The sequence below is a fragment of the Lysobacter helvus genome, from assembly GCF_018406645.1.
Classification (GTDB): domain Bacteria; phylum Pseudomonadota; class Gammaproteobacteria; order Xanthomonadales; family Xanthomonadaceae; genus Noviluteimonas; species Noviluteimonas caseinilytica.
The window spans coordinates 2787726-2802572 of the sequence record NZ_AP024546.1 but is presented as its reverse complement, the minus strand read 5'-3'; the positions used below and the strand labels follow the sequence as shown (position 1 = coordinate 2802572).

Annotated in this window: 22 protein-coding genes; all 22 read right to left on the bottom strand. The window is 60.1% G+C overall.

Annotated elements, in window-relative coordinates; genetic code table 11:
- Positions 1–142: 142 nt before the first annotated feature.
- The 22 genes from LYSHEL_RS13685 to LYSHEL_RS13585 all read right to left on the bottom strand — a co-directional run bounded on the left by LYSHEL_RS13685 (position 143) and on the right by LYSHEL_RS13585 (position 14729).
- Positions 143–556: an STY0301 family protein gene (locus LYSHEL_RS13685; protein WP_213434604.1), complete on the bottom strand. Its 414-nt coding sequence runs from the start codon at positions 554–556 to the stop codon at positions 143–145.
- A 413-nt stretch (positions 557–969) separates the two neighbouring features.
- Positions 970–1362, bottom strand: coding sequence for a hypothetical protein (locus tag LYSHEL_RS13680; protein WP_213434602.1), 393 nt, complete (start codon positions 1360–1362; stop codon positions 970–972).
- Positions 1363–1441: 79 nt separating this feature from the next.
- Positions 1442–1735, bottom strand: coding sequence for a hypothetical protein (locus LYSHEL_RS16185; protein WP_407075189.1), 294 nt, complete (start codon positions 1733–1735; stop codon positions 1442–1444).
- Positions 1736–1965: 230 nt separating this feature from the next.
- Entirely contained in the window at positions 1966–2262 is a 297-nt protein-coding gene (locus LYSHEL_RS13670) for a hypothetical protein (protein WP_213434599.1), read from the bottom strand.
- A 127-nt stretch (positions 2263–2389) separates the two neighbouring features.
- Positions 2390–2851 carry a hypothetical protein gene (locus LYSHEL_RS13665; protein WP_213434597.1) on the bottom strand — a complete coding sequence of 154 codons (462 nt, stop codon included), beginning with the start codon at positions 2849–2851 and terminating at the stop codon, positions 2390–2392.
- Entirely contained in the window at positions 2848–3588 is a 741-nt protein-coding gene (locus LYSHEL_RS13660) for a hypothetical protein (protein WP_213434596.1), read from the bottom strand. The genes LYSHEL_RS13665 and LYSHEL_RS13660 overlap by 4 nt, the downstream gene beginning before the upstream one ends.
- Complete coding sequence (locus LYSHEL_RS13655) at positions 3581–4171, bottom strand: hypothetical protein (protein ID WP_213434594.1); 591 nt, start codon at positions 4169–4171, stop codon at positions 3581–3583. The genes LYSHEL_RS13660 and LYSHEL_RS13655 overlap by 8 nt, the downstream gene beginning before the upstream one ends.
- Positions 4172–4179: 8 nt before the next feature.
- Positions 4180–4437, bottom strand: coding sequence for a hypothetical protein (locus tag LYSHEL_RS13650; RefSeq protein WP_213434593.1), 258 nt, complete (start codon positions 4435–4437; stop codon positions 4180–4182).
- Between the two features lie 65 nt (positions 4438–4502).
- Positions 4503–4781: a hypothetical protein gene (locus LYSHEL_RS13645; RefSeq protein WP_213434591.1), complete on the bottom strand. Its 279-nt coding sequence runs from the start codon at positions 4779–4781 to the stop codon at positions 4503–4505.
- A 132-nt stretch (positions 4782–4913) separates the two neighbouring features.
- Entirely contained in the window at positions 4914–5243 is a 330-nt protein-coding gene (locus LYSHEL_RS13640; protein WP_213434590.1) for a hypothetical protein, read from the bottom strand.
- A 738-nt stretch (positions 5244–5981) separates the two neighbouring features.
- A complete protein-coding gene (locus LYSHEL_RS13635; RefSeq protein WP_213434589.1) occupies positions 5982–6347 on the bottom strand; it encodes a hypothetical protein in 366 nt (121 codons plus the stop codon).
- Positions 6348–6406: 59 nt separating this feature from the next.
- Positions 6407–6679 carry a hypothetical protein gene (locus tag LYSHEL_RS13630; RefSeq protein ID WP_213434588.1) on the bottom strand — a complete coding sequence of 91 codons (273 nt, stop codon included), beginning with the start codon at positions 6677–6679 and terminating at the stop codon, positions 6407–6409.
- 550 nt (positions 6680–7229) lie between these two features.
- The gene (locus tag LYSHEL_RS13625) at positions 7230–7652 is read right to left on the bottom strand and encodes a hypothetical protein (RefSeq protein WP_213434587.1); all 423 of its coding nucleotides are present in this window, start codon (positions 7650–7652) and stop codon (positions 7230–7232) included.
- A gap of 217 nt (positions 7653–7869) precedes the next feature.
- Positions 7870–8088 (bottom strand): hypothetical protein, encoded by a 219-nt coding sequence (locus LYSHEL_RS13620; protein WP_213434586.1) that lies wholly within the window; start codon positions 8086–8088, stop codon positions 7870–7872.
- A 977-nt stretch (positions 8089–9065) separates the two neighbouring features.
- Entirely contained in the window at positions 9066–9449 is a 384-nt protein-coding gene (locus LYSHEL_RS13615) for a hypothetical protein (RefSeq protein WP_213434584.1), read from the bottom strand.
- A 404-nt stretch (positions 9450–9853) separates the two neighbouring features.
- Entirely contained in the window at positions 9854–10192 is a 339-nt protein-coding gene (locus LYSHEL_RS13610; protein ID WP_213434583.1) for a hypothetical protein, read from the bottom strand.
- Positions 10193–10366: 174 nt separating this feature from the next.
- A complete protein-coding gene (locus LYSHEL_RS13605; protein ID WP_213434582.1) occupies positions 10367–10669 on the bottom strand; it encodes a hypothetical protein in 303 nt (100 codons plus the stop codon).
- Between the two features lie 153 nt (positions 10670–10822).
- Positions 10823–10948 carry a hypothetical protein gene (locus LYSHEL_RS16075; protein WP_279640223.1) on the bottom strand — a complete coding sequence of 42 codons (126 nt, stop codon included), beginning with the start codon at positions 10946–10948 and terminating at the stop codon, positions 10823–10825.
- Positions 10949–11234: 286 nt separating this feature from the next.
- A complete protein-coding gene (locus LYSHEL_RS13600) occupies positions 11235–11516 on the bottom strand; it encodes an immunity protein Tsi6 family protein (protein ID WP_213434581.1) in 282 nt (93 codons plus the stop codon).
- Between the two features lie 659 nt (positions 11517–12175).
- Complete coding sequence (locus LYSHEL_RS13595) at positions 12176–12505, bottom strand: hypothetical protein (protein ID WP_213434580.1); 330 nt, start codon at positions 12503–12505, stop codon at positions 12176–12178.
- Positions 12506–12990: 485 nt separating this feature from the next.
- Entirely contained in the window at positions 12991–13413 is a 423-nt protein-coding gene (locus LYSHEL_RS13590; RefSeq protein WP_213434579.1) for a hypothetical protein, read from the bottom strand.
- A 593-nt stretch (positions 13414–14006) separates the two neighbouring features.
- Complete coding sequence (locus LYSHEL_RS13585) at positions 14007–14729, bottom strand: DUF6794 domain-containing protein (protein WP_213434577.1); 723 nt, start codon at positions 14727–14729, stop codon at positions 14007–14009.
- Positions 14730–14847: the final 118 nt, after the last annotated feature.

The following is a 14847-nucleotide window of genomic DNA, read 5'->3' as shown; positions in this document are numbered from 1 at the left end:
TAATAGTTGTTTTCATCGCTCATGCTTTGGGTCGGAAGCGGTCGTCCCGAACTGCGCGACCGAGTGGGATGCTGGGCGTCCGCTATCGGCCAGAAGCGGACATTCGTCAAGGTGCCAGAGGGCAACTTCAACGAACGCCCGCTTACTTGCATGCGTTGCTAACCAACGCGCCTGGCTTGCCCCTGCGGAATTGGATTTCGCAAGAGGAAACGACGTCGAGTTTCTTCGCGAGCGAGAATCCCGTCTTCGATCGGGGATCGGTATAGACGCACGTCACCCAGTCGCCCTTGCGGACGCTGACAACTTCGACCGAGGCCCCCTTGTGATCGATCACCCTGTCTGGTGCCAGCACCATCATGTCCCGGGGATGCCCGCGGGAAAACGAGAGTCCCGTGAGGGACAGCACACTGGCCTTGTCGGGTGGAGAGACGACCTCCCAGCCAGAACCTTCGACGGGTTGAATCCTGCCGTGAAACTCGCGCGGGCAAACCTCCCCCGCCAAGACCGGCGACGCGATTCCAGCCAAGAAACCAAGCAGAACGATGCGACGCAACATGACGCCTCCATGGCAGCGCCGCATTGGCGAGCGGCAACCAAGGCTACCAATGTCCGCTATCGGCCAGAAGCGGTCATTCGCGGATACCGGACGGCCAGACTGCCCAGACGAAACTGATAAGAGCTGGCACCAGTAGCAAGGTGAGAACTCCTCCGAACCAGAAGAGGAACCAATACAGCACCTCAGGAAGCGCTTCTCGCGGCAGCCAAGCGCAGGCCCAAAGCACGATCACTGCGCTGGATGCAATTTGGACAATCCGACGAATCATTCTGTGCACCGACTAACGGCTAGACGCTCGCAATTCTGCCCGAAATGAAGTGTCAGCTTTTGGTCGGAAGCGGACACCCGGCGACCCATGGCGGCTATTGGACAGGAGCGGACACTCGCCACGTCGGACGAGGGCCAAGCTTCTTCTAATCGCCAGCAACAAAGTAGGTCATTCGCCAGCCACTCTTGCCCTTCTCAAAGCCGGCGCGGGGATCCATGCCGGCGTCGGGAGGGCACTGAACGATGCCGGGGTCGACGTAGGAGCAGGCGAGCGAAGTGACTCGCGCGAGTTCCTTCAGTTGGGCTGGTGACTCTTGCCATGCTTGGATGGCCTGGTCCGCGCTGCCGTACCCGCCGAAGCTCCAGACAAAGTCCGTTTTCATCAACTTTCGCAGAGCGCGAACGTCCTTGCTTTCTGCCGCAGCATGGACAGCAGCGATAGTTCGCTTGGCATCCTTCGGCAAGGGCAGACCGGAGGCATGTGCCTGCCCGATTGGGAGCACCAGCCATGCGGTCAAAAACAATAGACGGGTCATCATTGCTATTGCCATCGTCTGGTGGGACAGGGGCCTAGTGTCCGCTTTCGGCCAGAAGCGGACATCAGCGAAAGCGACTCCGTTAGTAGTCGGAAGTCATGCCGGCACGATCGATTGCATCCTGGAAAGCAATGCTCGTTGCGACCGTGTAGCACATGGGGCTTGAATCGACAGCGTGATGCGCCCCTTCGACGACACGGACGCGGGTCTGATCGCATGTGAGACCGGAACGCTCAAGCAACCCATTGATACCCGCAAGGGCGGCATCTGCATAGGCTGGCGGAACAAGATCGGGCGCGACTTCCCAACAAAACTCAAACCCGGACAAAATGGGTTCGACGTCGAGGCTGATGATCGCAAAGCGACCTGCGCCCATTTGACGAATGAACCGGCCTTCCGCGCGGACTCGTTCCCGAAACCGCAAGATGGGCATGTCTTTACCCCGACCATCCATGAGTCAAAGCCTATGCAAGCAGACTCGGCCTAAAAAGTCGACGACGGGGACTAGTCCGTTGAAATCGGCGCCTATCCTCGTTGGTGACATGAGTTCCGCTCCCCTCGTGAGGCTCTCGCAGTGCCTGCTATCGGCCAGAAGCCGACATTTTCTCAGTCGGCAGCGAAAACACTTTTGCTTGAAACGCTACCCGCTTTGAATTCAAGGATGCAGGCATAGCGCCACATGGGCGCTCTGTGACTGAACACCCAAACGGATTTCTCGTCGGTGTCGACCGGGTTGACGAAAAGGCCGCGCGCGTTGGCCCGCGCAACAATCGTGTTTCGCGTTTCGGTCGAAGTAACGGATCCGCAGAACGACTCGGCCTTATGGCGGTTGTAGAGGCCTGGGGCGCATAGCGCCACGACCAGGATGCTCGCCGCGGCCATCCCCTTCCCGAGAGTGCTCATTCTTGACCTGCATGCCTTCGACCAAGTCGCAACTCTGCCAGACCAGTAGGCGCAATGTCCGCTTCGGGTCGAAAGCGGTCACTCGATATGTCCGCTGTCGGCCAGGCGCGGACATTACCTCGAGCAGTTATTTGCCCACGTACGCGGGAGCGATCGCGATCTTGATCGGAACGCCCATGGGCGAAGGACCGTTCCGGATCCTCGCGACGACCTCGTATCGACCAGGGGTCAATTCCAGTCGCGTCAACTCCGCCTCAAGTTCGTGCTCGCTCCACGACGTCAGCCGCGGGCATTTGAACGTGGCGTCCACGGCCGTGCCGCCCACCGGCGTCTTCAACGTGACCGCGACATCGAAGGACGCGCCGCCGCGGAGACTGCTTGCGACTTCCCAGGCCGCCTGGCGCGCTTCCGGCGTGGCGAACTCATAGCGAAGGGAGATCGCATACAAGCCTTGCTCGGGAACGTCGGCGAGCCCCTCGATGCTCCCGGCCGGGTGCAAGGCAAACGCTGCGATTGCGTTCGAATCCGCCTCGTGCCTCGCGCATCCGAATAGAGGCAACAACGCAACCAGCATGACCGCCGACTTCATTGCCTTCCCTTCAGATCGTTGATCAACCCGCCTCCAAGGCTTGCGATCGCTCCAGCCGCGATTGCGCCACAGCCCAGGAGGACACCCAGCACGGCAAATGGCTTGGCTTGCGGGTATCCCGCAAAAAGCAGTGCGGTGGAAATCGCGGCCATCATCCATCCGGTGATGGCCGCCTTGAACATCAAGGAAGCTCGCAGGTAGATGCCCGAGGGAGCGTTGGCCACTTCTTCATACGCACCACCCGTTGCCTCGCCATTCGCGAGGCTGACCCGGAATGGATGCCAGGTGTCGTCGTAGTGCCTGGCCTCGCCGAGGACGTCGTCGCCCGTGACTTGCAGGACGCGGACGCCATCCCACGCAAGCCGACGGCTCCGCCAGACCAGGCCCGAACCGTTCACCAGCTCGATGTCCGTCAAGTCCGAAAGCACGAAGCCACGGGCGTCCGGCGTGGGCGTGCAGGATTCGACCTGCCCTCCCAGCGACGCGATGATGGATTTCGTCGCAGGGTGCACGAGGTAGGCCGAGCCACCCGCGATGACGAGCACATGCTGCCCGTCGGGAAACGCGACCACCTGGTCGAAGGAACACAAGCCGCGCTGGAAGTTGCCGACCCACGCTTCGCGCGTGCCCGCCAGGAAGCGGATCACGTAGCCCTCCCGGTAAACGGTCGAGCCCGTGTCGCTGATCAGCGTGGGCAGGTCTCCGTAAGGGGGAAGGCCTGGCAGCACTTCAAACACGCGCAGGTGCTCCTTCCTTCCCGCGCCACGCACGCCACGGCAGCAACCCAAGCCCGAGCACAAACGCGCAAGCACTCGCCATCCGCGTCAAACCGGACAGCAGGACCGCCGTCGTCGGATCCCCTGCCCGTTCCAGGGACAGCATGGCGCCGCCCCGTGGCGCGACGGCATTCCCGAGCCCCGTCAGCCGGATGACGTAGTCCCCTCGCGGCAATGTCACGACCGGTCGCGCCACATACGAGTCCACCTTGCCGAAGACGTACCGACCCATGTGTCCCATCTCCACGATGGGCATGTCGACCTTGGTGATCTCGCCTTGCTCGATGACAAGCCGCAAGTTCGTAGGGATCGGGGGCGGCGATGGCGGCGTGCCCACCTCGCGGTCCGCAACCATCACCGGGACGCTGGCCCGCAATTCGAACTTGCCGCCCGTCGCGAGGTGGAACGGTTCCGCCACCGAGTAACCAGGCCCCGGGAGGGGTAGATCGGCGGGCGCCTGGTTCCAGTCACTGAAGACATAGGTCGTCAGCGCAAAGCCGACCGCGGACAGGGCAAAGCACACGATCGAAAGCCAACGTGTCATGGAAGGATTCACTCCTGGACGAATTCGCCGGGCGCCAGCGCCATGCCGAAGAGATGCATGTTGCTTGGCTCGTCGGATGACTGCACGTAGATCTCGATGTCTCCGACGCCGCCAGCACCCGCGTAGTCGCTCGAGAGGTGGAAATGTTGATCCGGGTCGTCGCGGAGTTCGGTGAGCAGTGCAATGAGTCGTTCGATGTCATGGACGGACAGGCCGAGGCCGATACCGAACCAACCGTTCTTCCAGTCTTCGATTTCAGCGCGCATCCATCCTTTCCTCGTGCTTGGCCAGATGACTTCCGGTGTCCGCTTTCGGCCAAAAGCGGACATGGCTAGCTGCCGTCGCCGGAAAGCACCGTGCGACGAAAGTGGCTCAAATACTTCTCGCCGAAGATGGGCTCCCATTGGTCGAGCGCATCGAGAGCCGCATGCACATCAATCCTCTCGCCGGAAAGAACCGCCAAGGCCTGGTTGTGAAATGTGTATGCAAATCGAGCGGCGGCGCCAGCTGGCGTGTCGTCTTCCCCGAGATGTCCAGAAAGCTGGACGCGCAACTCGTAGAGGGCCGCAGCAAGCAGCCGCTTTTCCAAATCCTGTTCTGCCTCTGGCATTGGGCGAATCTCGAAAGCGTCTGCCCCATACGATAAACGAGAGACCGCGAATGTCCGCTTTGGGTCGATAGCGGACGCCCAGGCTTGATGTCCGCTTCCGGCCAGAAGCGGACATTCGATATTCGCGAACCGTTAGTCCTCAACCCCGTCGCTATCCTCGTATGGCTCGCACTGCCAACTCTTGTCCATTGAAGCCCTGTAAGCCATCCAGCCGATTGGCATGGCAGCAAGACCTGCAAGGGCAGCATCCCGCTCAAATGCGCAACCGAGGCAAATGATCTTGCACTCCTCGCGATCCTCGCCAGTCAGGAACTGCCATTCCCCGTCGTGATCATGGAACACGAGCAGTATCGGGCGGCCGTTGAGGACCTGACTGGATGCATAGGCGAGCGTATTGATCGGATCCGCGAAGGGCCAGGACTCCGACGAAAACGAATGCGGATGTACCTCGACTGTTTCCATAACGAGTCTCTGCGGCGCGCACGCCTACCCGCCCGTTTTACCGGATCGTGCGATTGCAGGCGAATGTCCGCTTTGGGTCGAAAGCGGTCACTCGGCCAATGTCCGCCCGGACTAGCGTTGCGATGCTGCGTGCTAACCTTCCCTACGGGATGTGATCACATGGGGAATTATGATTCGAATTACTTCGACGGTCGCGCTCGCGATAGTGCTGACCGGCTGTGGTGTGCCTGACTACACGGTCAAAGAGGGACTACCGAAAGCATCGGTATTCCTCCAGGACGGTCCGAGTCTTAAGTCCTGGATGTACATTTCGAGGGACAGCGCGAAGTGCACTAATCTTGTATCGCTCGAGACTCAAATCACGCAGCGGGCGCCTTACTCGCTAGTGGGGCCGTATTCAATCGAATCAAATGTCCCTCTAGCGAGCCACATTCGCGGCATTCACTCGCAGGGGCTCACGGAAACGACCACCTGCGATGTCATTTTTACGAATACCTTTGAGTCCAGCCATTACTACCTGATTAAGTTGGTGGAGAGCAGTCGCACGTGCGGCGTTCTCGTGTACGAAGCGAACGATTCGGGGCTGCCGCTTTCGACTCAACCCATGAACGTCAACTACCGGAAGTACACTCAACCTATGTTCATGGGTTCAACGGCGTGCACGGACTAGTGTCCGCTTAGGTCGAAAGCGGACGCCCTGCTTGAGCTATCGGCTAGAAGTGGACATTGGACTAGTCGTTATGCGGACGCCGCCCACACCTTGGCGTGGCGAATCTTGCCGAGCAAGTCAGGGAACTGCGGAGAGTTCTGTGCCAGGGTTTCGATGAGCGCGATGGATTCCTGCTCTACGCGGCTGCCCGGGCGCAAAAAGGCAGCATCTCTGTCGGGTTCGGTCGCGGAGCCAAAGCAAAGGCGTCCCAAAAAACGATCAAAGAAGAATGGAAAGCGGTTGCCTTCGCTATCTACCAAATCCGCGTAGTACGTACCGCCTTGCGGTCCACCGTCTCGATACCAGCCGCAGTCTGCAATCTGTATCGGCCGGACCGGCTCATGCGGCCAGTCGGTCAGCTCTGGATAGTACGGGAGGGAGGTATCGAGGCTCATGGTTGGCAACTGTAGCGAATCAGCGATTTCCACTATCGGCCAGAAGCGGACATCGGCGGCTAGGCGCGGCGGCTGGTCGTCATCGCTAACGCGAGAAATTCGCCGATGATTTCGTCGAGTCGCTCGTCACTCAAACCCACTGCCGCATTCTCTGGTTTCGTTCCCCGGTTCCAGCTCATCACGGCCGGCATGACCGATTCAGAAAGATCGTCGAATTCGGTGTAAAGCAGGTGCACCAGCTCCGCTGCGGATCGAACATGCCCTTGGTCGAAAAGCATGCGGAACGCCTCGCTGGGAGCGCATCCGGATGGCAGCAGTGTTTTGATATTCATCGGGGAGCCGGTTCGAGTAATCGTGTTTGGGCGCTGATCCGATTATGTCGCTCCAATGTCCGCTTTGGGTCGAAACGGTCACTCACGGGCGCCACGAGGAATAGTGTTTCCGCATGAAGTTTTGCAAAAATACCTCCGTCTCCTGCTTATTTCCGGAGCAGTACGCGGAATAGAGAGCCAAGTATTCCTGCATTTTTATGGGGTCATCCCGCAGGTCATACACCATGCTCACTTGACCTGTCCGAGACACGGCTGTGGCGAAATCGCCGGGACGAGCAGCAAAGAATATCCAGCAGTGCTCTGCCTCCAGGTACTCGCCGCATAATGAGTCGCAGCTTGCAAGCGCAAGGCGCCGCGCCGCCTCAAAGGTAATCCCTGAGCCGTCCGAAACGTCAGTCACAGCACCCCCAGCTTCGCTAACGCCAATTGTGCCCGCGCAATGTCCGCTTTGGGTCGAAAGCGGTCACTCAGGCCCGATGTCCGCTTTCGGCCAGAAGCGGACATTCTCTCGGTCGCCTAATTCCGCTCGTTTGCGAACACGTTTCGACCGTTATTGCGGCGCCTGAAGCCTCTTGAGCGCCTCCGAAGATCGCTTCTTCACAAACGCCATCTCGTTCGAATCCCCTACGGCCTTTGCGTACTCATAGCGAAGCTTGATGCTCTGGAGCGCCTCCCGCGCGGCCATGTCCTCGCGGCTTTCGTATGCTTCAAACAAAATCTCAAGTGACTCGGTACCCGTCGCATACGCCAGCGCTCGAAGGGCGGACGTCCGATAGGCCCCGCCTTCTTTGCGAACATGGGCAACAATGAAGCGGTAGTAGTCTTCACGCCGATCCAGGTCGTGCCTCATCATTTCGGACGCGATGAACATTCGGTCGTCGGAAATGTCCTCCGGCTGGTACGCGCTCCACACCTCACGATACTTCTGCACAGCAGCCCCGGGATCGGCACTGAAGTCTTGGTACACACGCATGTCTGCGCCTCCGCCCAAACATCCTGCCAACGCCAGGGACGCCAGCAGGATCAGCCTTTGAGATCTATGCATTTGCCTGTCCCCGGGGGCAGATGGCCACAATCATCGCCGAAACAACTGGCCCGCGCGCAGGCGTCCGATTGTCCGTTTTGGGTCGTTAGCGGTCACCCGGTGACCAATGTCCGCTATCGGCCAGAAGCGGACATTTCCGCCGGGCTTACCGACTACTGAAAGTCCGTTGCTTGGCAGGAACCCCGTGGGCCTGCTCGCGGATGTCTTCCAGCATCACAAGGCGCTTAAAGAACGCCTTGCGGCCCTGCGACGATCCGCCTGTCTGGTAGCCGAGGAGGCAGCGTGAGATTTCCGCGTTGAGTCGTTCAAGCGGAAGTTCTGCCAGCACGTCGCGGTCGGTTTCCTGATAGTCGCGAGTTGCCATTTCATCAGCGTCCTTGTCTGAATTGTCCGGTTGTCTCCGGCGTCCGCTTTCGGCCAGAAGCGGACATTCCCCAAACTTCAATCAGGCCGGCTCGCGAAGTCTAGTAGGCACCGCCGGCATGGATATTCCCGTCGGCATCGGGCACCTTCCCCTGAGCGAGTCGATGATCGTAGTCGGTCGGAAATGGCCAGACATCGATCGCATCTCCTGGCCTTGCGCGTTCGCACAGATACCCATGAAACGTGTCGAAATCGCTGAACGCGAGAGGCGTGGGGTGGCTGGCACCACCCAAATGCCAATGGAGTACCGAGATGAAGCCGACCGAATCCAAGTGCCGCCGGACAGCTTCGAGGCTGTCAGTGGAGAGGATCGAGCTTGTGCCAGCCGATGAAGTCATGTGTGCGGCGAATCGTATGCAACCTGCGGCAGGCTAACAAGCTGGCTGATAGCACGGAACAAGCGGTCCGGCGGAGCGTCCGCGTTAGGTCGTAAGCGGTCACCGCGGCCCGCATGTCGGCTTTCGACCAGAAGCAGACAAACGCTAAAGCTCGGCGTCAGTCCGCTGACGCCGCCCAGGGTTTATGTGGAGAAGCCATAGCCGCCACCCAACGATGGCGAATGCGATGACGCAGCACAGGCTGAAGACAAAGATCAGAGGCGTCAGCAAGGTGGAAAAGCCAATCGCAAGTGAGCGACCGTCGAGTTCAATGTCGATCTCGGGCGCGATATAGAAAGCAAATAGCCCGGCGGCCACTCCAGCGCACACCTGGAGCAGAAGAGTTCACAGCCCCGTGAAATGCCAACGACGAGTGTGAGTTGTCTTGCATGTTGCCTATCGCCTAACTACGCCTAGCCGACACATTACCGAACTGAGCGGCTCCGAACGAGCGGCCCGAATGTCTGCTTTGGGTCGAAAGCGGTCACTCTGCCAAGGGGCCGATCAAATATCTGCTTTCGGCCAGAATCGGAAATTCGTATCACGCAGCGTCGCTGATCTGCTCCAAGGTGATGTGCGTGTCATTTCCCCGAGCCGTTACTACCAGCTCCACGAGGATGGCCTTGCCGTTATTGGTCGGCGCCATCGCCTGGACGACGGCAAGCAGTCCGGCCTCGTTTGGGTTGCAGTAGCGGACCGTGGGGATGTGTGCAGCGCCTCCCTGCCCTAGTGACGTTGCTCCCACGGAGGCAAGCGAGGACGTCAGGTCCGCTTGAATGGCAATCGCCGGGTCGGCGCCATACGCCAGCGCGTAGCCAAAGCGCTGTGCCAAGGCGTCAACGTTGCCGCTGCCCAGAAGCGCAAGCGCTTCGGCTCCCAGGGCAGCCAGAGAGGCCACATCCAATTGACTGTCAGTGATCTGCATGTGCGCCTTCCAGTCTGGTGTCGCTATCGGCCATTAGCGTTTCGTTCGCCAAACCCGAATCGAGGCAGCGCCGAGGAGCAATGCTACGACGATGCACCCTGCCCCGATTGCAAGCGCGTGCGAGCTCTCTTGCGGGACGATCTGGTAATAGCGATCAGCGGATGTCCACAAGCGAATGGGATGCACACCGAAAATGGCGACGTTGAAGGACAAAGCTCCCGTCAGCGCAAGGTAGATGCCGATCGCCAGGAGCAAACCCGACCAGAACTTTCGAGGCATCATAATTCCATGTCCACGCGACGAGCGTGGAATTTAGCCGATGTCCGCTTTGGGTCGAAAGCGGTCACTCCGCCGATGGGCCGACCAAATGTCCGCTTTCGGCCAGAAGACCTTTGGCAGTCCTGCTAGCCAGGCAACCTCACCGTGATGCAGAAGTGCAAAGCATCGGTGCCGCCACCATGTTTTTCTTGCCAGTCCAATGCGCCAGCTTGGATCGTCTTGCGCGCGTCGGTGGCAGCCTCAGCCACCGAGAGATGCTCGGTGAATGTACTCAGGTAGCCAGCGCTGCCATGCCCAACGCGACCATCAGCCGCCTTTACCCAGCCCTCCCAGCCCAGGATAAGGGCCGATCGGGACTCCAAGTAGTCGATTGCTTCCAGTGCGTCGGCGAGCGGAAGCACGATTTCCCTCGGGGAAATTGATCGCATCCGAAGGTGTGGCGGAATGTTGTCGAGTTGGCTCACGGCGTGAGCTTATGCAGGCGGAGTCCGACTCACAAGCCGGCCAGACGCTCAGCGTGAGGGCTCGTCGAACGTCCGCTTTGGGTCGAAAGCGGTCACTCAGCCAAGGGGCCGATCAAATGCCTGCTTTCGGCGATAAGCGGACATTCGTATTGCGTGCTTGTCGGCATGGTGCCGTCATCGCCCCCGGGCACTGCGAAACCTTTGGAACACGAGAGCGGCGAGCACCCCGGCGAGGGCCCACTGGATGAAGAAGGCACACAGATACATCCAGGTCGGCGGTGCGTGGATGTTTCCACCCATGGCGCCCGCGGCAAGGAAAGGCAGCAGGTTGATCGTCGCCCAGGCATTCGGCAGCGCGACGTGATAAAGGAGATAGCCGCGGGCCGGCGATGACTCCGCCGTGATGCACCACTGCACGACGCTCGCGACGAGCATGGCCGTGCCGGCGAACGCGAGCCCGCGCGGAATCTTGATCATCGTCTGCCCACCCCTGGTGCCCGACCCCGAGCATAGTCAACGCGGGCGCGGTCGCCAACATCGCGTTGCACGCTGATTGCCCGCACGATAACTGGGCTCGATGTCCGCTATCGGCCAGAAGCGGACATGCTGGCGCCGACGTCTTCAGTTCCGTCACGTCGACGAAGGGGTTGCAGTCTGAGAGTGCTCGGCGAGTGCAGCAAGAACGTCGCGGCTGATTTCCTGCACGGAACCAAAGGTGCCGTGGACAGCCAGCTCCAACTCATCGTCGAGCAGCATCAGTTGAATTCCAAGCGGACATCACTGGGGCGGTGGTTTCGCCCTCCCGTCCGGCTCCCGGAGCCCCGCAGCGATTTCTTCGGCGACCTTCGCGGCTGACTGTGGCCAACCGTCTTCCATGGGTCCAACGCAACCCCAACAATCCCCAATCAGTGGAAAGCGGATCGTCGGCGTTGTTGAGTCGACGGCTACAGATGTAGCATCGCGAGTTCACTTCAATCCTCCGTAGAACGAATGTCCGCTGTCGGCCAGCAGCGGAAATGCACAAAGCCGCAATAGAGCCGAACTAGGAAATCTTTAGGCCGTCGGCCAACTTGGACGCGATGAGATACGCCTCCTTGAGCACACGCGACAACTCTTCATCCGATTCTTCAAGCTCCCGCACCGCATAGTGCCCGATGGTGAAAGTACGAAGCTTGGGGCGGTCAACCGGAATACTTCCATCCAAGGTGGACAGCAGGTACTCCAACTGAGCCACGCAGGATTCGTATATCGGGTACTGCGGCGACTCGCCTAGGCGGCTGCGCGCCAGACTTAGCGCATTCTGCACAACGTCTCTCGCCTTCATTTTCGCCCCTGCGGTCCTGGCATCGAAGTGTAATTCGGCGCTGGCGAGCGTGGCGCTTGGGGCGCACCGAATGTCCGCTTTGGGTCGAAAGCGGTCACTCGGCGGGCATGTCCGCTTTCGGCCAGAAGCGGACATTTGTCTGCACGTAGGCCTACCAGCCGGATATTGGCGGTTCTCCCTTCGTAATCGTCGTAAACGGAACGGACCTTGGGACGGGACTATCTATCGGTGTCCGAGTCAAGCTGTAGCCCCATCGGGCAAGCAAGTCGTATTGGCCGTTGAAGTCAGTATCAACCCGCGCCCAATTTCGATCGCAGCACACGAAATCGTGGAACTCGAAATCAATAGCGCCATCCTGATTCCGGTCGTAGTAAGTCACTACGCCCTCGTCATCTACGCGAGCAGACGAGGAGTGTGTCGACACTGGTGTCTGTGTCGCGCATCCAATGAGAGTCGTCGCAACGGTAAGAGTGATCAGCTTGCGCAAAGGGGGTACCGCCTAATCGACTGACCCAAGGTCCAGTGGTGCCTTATAACCGCCCCAAGGTGGGAAGGCACGCGCTGGCCGAATGTCCGCTTTGGATCGAAAGCAGACACTGTTGTCGCGTGGTGGGCAGGTACCGACGGGTGTCTGCTATCGGCCATGAGCGCACATTCCGCTAGATTTCGGTATCCGGGAGTGCGTCTGTGTAGTGCCCGACGAGCGATGCGATCGCCTCGATGTTGTGGCCGTGGAACTCGTCCTCCAGGGCGCCGAGATAACAACTGAACAGCGGTGCGGATGGGTCAAGGGCGCTGACGCACGCTCGCGCTATGCAGACGGGGCCTGAGAAGAACTCGACGACGGCTGCGCCAACCGTGGAGAAATCGGGCCGGCCTTCTATGTGCGGCCATGCGGCCGCGACTTTGGCGGCCAACGCCTGGAGCAATGGCACCTCGATGTCGGGCTCCCAAGGCTCCCCCCAATTTGGTACGGACCAATCCGTCATTTGCCTCTCCTCCACAAGGACACGCACGCCATCTTGGCCGCTTGGATCACGTCGAGCCGCGCAGCGACTTCGGTTTCGCCGCCCAAAGGAAATGCGCCGCACACAGGGGCGGCCCCAGGAGGAGCCACGACCGGACGAGCGCTGCCGTGGGCGAGCCACGCATGCCCGATGCCAAGTCTGCGAGGTCCCCGTATCCAACGCTCACCGAGAAAGGGAGCATTGCGGCAAGCCCGGCACTCAGCAGGATTGCGATGCACCAGTAGGTGGCCCTGCGGACCGGGAACACATCCATCGATGCAAGGAGCAATCCGCAAGCACCCGCAAGCGCGCCGAGGAGCAGTGGCCCGCGCATCGCCGAAGCCACCAGGGCGCCGCAACATGCCGGAACCAACCCAGCGACCAGGTAAATCACGCGGCGTACGAGTTGTGTCATGCGCACCTGCTGCGTCCGAAGATTCCAACGCTTTCGCGAACACGTTTCGACGTTATTGCGGCGCATGCAGCCTCTTGATCGCCTCGGAAGATCGCTTCTTCACAAACGCCATCTCGTTCGAATCCCCTACGGCCTTTGCGTACTCATAGCGAAGCTTGATGCTCTGGAGCGCCTCCCGCGCGGCCATGTCCTCGCGGCTTTCGTATGCTTCAAACAAAATCTCAAGTGACTCGGTACCCGTCGCATACGCCAGCGCTCGAAGCGCGGACGTCCGATAGGCCCCGCCTTCTTTGCGAACATGGGCAACAATGAAGCGGTAGTAGTCTTCACGCCGATCCAGGTCGTGCCTCATCATTTCGGACGCGATGAACATTCGGTCGTCGGAAATGTCCTCCGGCTGGTACGCGCTCCACACTTCACGATACTTCTGCACAGCAGCCCCGGAATCGGCACTGAAGTCCTGGTGCACACGCATGTCTGCGCCTTCGCCCAAACATCCTGCCAACGCCAGGGACGCCAGCAGGATCAGCCTTTGAGATCTACGCATTTGCCTGTCCCCGGGGGCAGATGGCCACAATCATCGCCGAAACAACTGGCCCGCGCAGGCGTCCGATTGTCCGTTTTGGGTCGTTAGCGGTCACCCGGTGACCAATGTCCGCTATCGGCCAGAAGCGGACACTCACCAAGCCAACTAGAGAGATGCGGAAGCAGGTCCTCGGCTGTGGCAAATGCCCTCCAGAGATCTACCTCCTCCAAGGACTTTCGATCAGCGCCACCGATGATGAACTGACCTCGGTCACGGGTGAGCGTGAACTCGTGTCGTGGGCTACGAAAAGTGATCAGGAAACTGCCAAAGGCCTTCTCGGAGTACACCCACGTGACGGGCGAAACGCGCGCCGTAGCCAGCGCTGGCGTCAGCGGAGCAAGTGCGTTCTGAATTTCTGTCGGCAGATCGGACAGGACCATGACGGCTTAACCCATGCGCTAGAAGGATGGTCCGCTTTCGGCCAAAAGCGGGCATTCAACAACTGAGCAATTTGGTCGTGACAGCGTCAGCGCGTGGACTGCCTAACGCTTAGGGGCGAAGTGCGTCGGCCGCTCTGGCCACGCGCACGACTCGCTGAACTCAAACTCAAGATCAGGCGGCGCGTGGCGTGGTGTAAGCGCGTTGCGGAATCCTAGCCACATCAACGCAGTGTCGAGCGGCTGCTCGGTCTCGAACTCTGCGCGCACGAAACATTGGCGGTTGGGGTTGCCCGCAGGCACGATGCGCAACTGCGTGGGACATCCCGGCGCAGCCGCCGCGGGCATCTGGCGATCGATCTGCGATTGCATGTCGTCGAGCATTTCGCCGAGGCGGAGCAAGTACCAACCCTTGGTGTCGATCCGGACGCGATGCACCGTTGCGAATTGGCACTGCAGCGCAGCGCGCAAAGCAGGATCGGTCTGTGCTTGGACCTTGTTCCACATCGCCTCGATGATGACGACCGAACACCCTTCGGGATCATCGGTGCCACAAGACTTGCGCAGGGCGTCGTTGTCGCCCCATAAGCCGAACTCGTTGCGGACGCCCGTGCCGTATCCCATGTAGAGGTGGCCGACGACATCTTCTTTGGGGTTTCGCCGCATCCAATCCACGTCGTCTGCAGGCATGTCACCCAGTAGTCGGTCGACAGCTTCGTCAACCGTACTTGGCCAGGCTTTGTTTGGCATCGGGTCGGTCGCGACTGAGGCGCGCGCGACGAAGGCCAGCGACATTAGCGCGATCGTCAATGTCAGAGCCTTGCGCATCCGTTACACCCCCTGCGTGCCCACGGGATGTTCAAGCGCTTGAGGCGCAGCGTCAAGTCAGGTCCGGATGTCCGCTGTGGGTCGAAAGCGGTCACTCAGGGTCGAGGAACCTATTGGA

Excerpts from the sequence above, each read along its gene's own strand:
- LYSHEL_RS13640 (WP_213434590.1), bottom strand. The coding sequence starts at position 5,243 with ATGGAAACAGTCGAGGTACATCCGCATTCGTTTTCGTCGGAGTCCTGG.
- LYSHEL_RS13680 (WP_213434602.1), bottom strand. The coding sequence starts at position 1,362 with ATGATGACCCGTCTATTGTTTTTGACCGCATGGCTGGTGCTCCCAATC.
- LYSHEL_RS13665 (WP_213434597.1), bottom strand. The coding sequence starts at position 2,851 with ATGAAGTCGGCGGTCATGCTGGTTGCGTTGTTGCCTCTATTCGGATGC.
- LYSHEL_RS13590 (WP_213434579.1), bottom strand. The coding sequence starts at position 13,413 with ATGCGTGTGCACCAGGACTTCAGTGCCGATTCCGGGGCTGCTGTGCAG.
- LYSHEL_RS13620 (WP_213434586.1), bottom strand. The coding sequence starts at position 8,088 with ATGGCAACTCGCGACTATCAGGAAACCGACCGCGACGTGCTGGCAGAA.
- LYSHEL_RS13615 (WP_213434584.1), bottom strand. The coding sequence starts at position 9,449 with ATGCAGATCACTGACAGTCAATTGGATGTGGCCTCTCTGGCTGCCCTG.
- LYSHEL_RS13650 (WP_213434593.1), bottom strand. The coding sequence starts at position 4,437 with ATGCGCGCTGAAATCGAAGACTGGAAGAACGGTTGGTTCGGTATCGGC.
- LYSHEL_RS13585 (WP_213434577.1), bottom strand. The coding sequence starts at position 14,729 with ATGCGCAAGGCTCTGACATTGACGATCGCGCTAATGTCGCTGGCCTTC.
- LYSHEL_RS13670 (WP_213434599.1), bottom strand. The coding sequence starts at position 2,262 with ATGAGCACTCTCGGGAAGGGGATGGCCGCGGCGAGCATCCTGGTCGTG.
- LYSHEL_RS13685 (WP_213434604.1), bottom strand. The coding sequence starts at position 556 with ATGTTGCGTCGCATCGTTCTGCTTGGTTTCTTGGCTGGAATCGCGTCG.
- LYSHEL_RS13600 (WP_213434581.1), bottom strand. The coding sequence starts at position 11,516 with ATGAAGGCGAGAGACGTTGTGCAGAATGCGCTAAGTCTGGCGCGCAGC.
- LYSHEL_RS13635 (WP_213434589.1), bottom strand. The coding sequence starts at position 6,347 with ATGAGCCTCGATACCTCCCTCCCGTACTATCCAGAGCTGACCGACTGG.
- LYSHEL_RS13605 (WP_213434582.1), bottom strand. The coding sequence starts at position 10,669 with ATGATCAAGATTCCGCGCGGGCTCGCGTTCGCCGGCACGGCCATGCTC.
- LYSHEL_RS16185 (WP_407075189.1), bottom strand. The coding sequence starts at position 1,735 with ATGGGCGCAGGTCGCTTTGCGATCATCAGCCTCGACGTCGAACCCATT.
- LYSHEL_RS13645 (WP_213434591.1), bottom strand. The coding sequence starts at position 4,781 with ATGCCAGAGGCAGAACAGGATTTGGAAAAGCGGCTGCTTGCTGCGGCC.
- LYSHEL_RS13595 (WP_213434580.1), bottom strand. The coding sequence starts at position 12,505 with ATGACGGATTGGTCCGTACCAAATTGGGGGGAGCCTTGGGAGCCCGAC.
- LYSHEL_RS13630 (WP_213434588.1), bottom strand. The coding sequence starts at position 6,679 with ATGAATATCAAAACACTGCTGCCATCCGGATGCGCTCCCAGCGAGGCG.
- LYSHEL_RS16075 (WP_279640223.1), bottom strand. The coding sequence starts at position 10,948 with ATGCTGCTCGACGATGAGTTGGAGCTGGCTGTCCACGGCACCTTTGGT.
- LYSHEL_RS13625 (WP_213434587.1), bottom strand. The coding sequence starts at position 7,652 with ATGCGTGTGTACCAAGACTTCAGTGCCGATCCCGGGGCTGCTGTGCAG.
- LYSHEL_RS13655 (WP_213434594.1), bottom strand. The coding sequence starts at position 4,171 with ATGACACGTTGGCTTTCGATCGTGTGCTTTGCCCTGTCCGCGGTCGGC.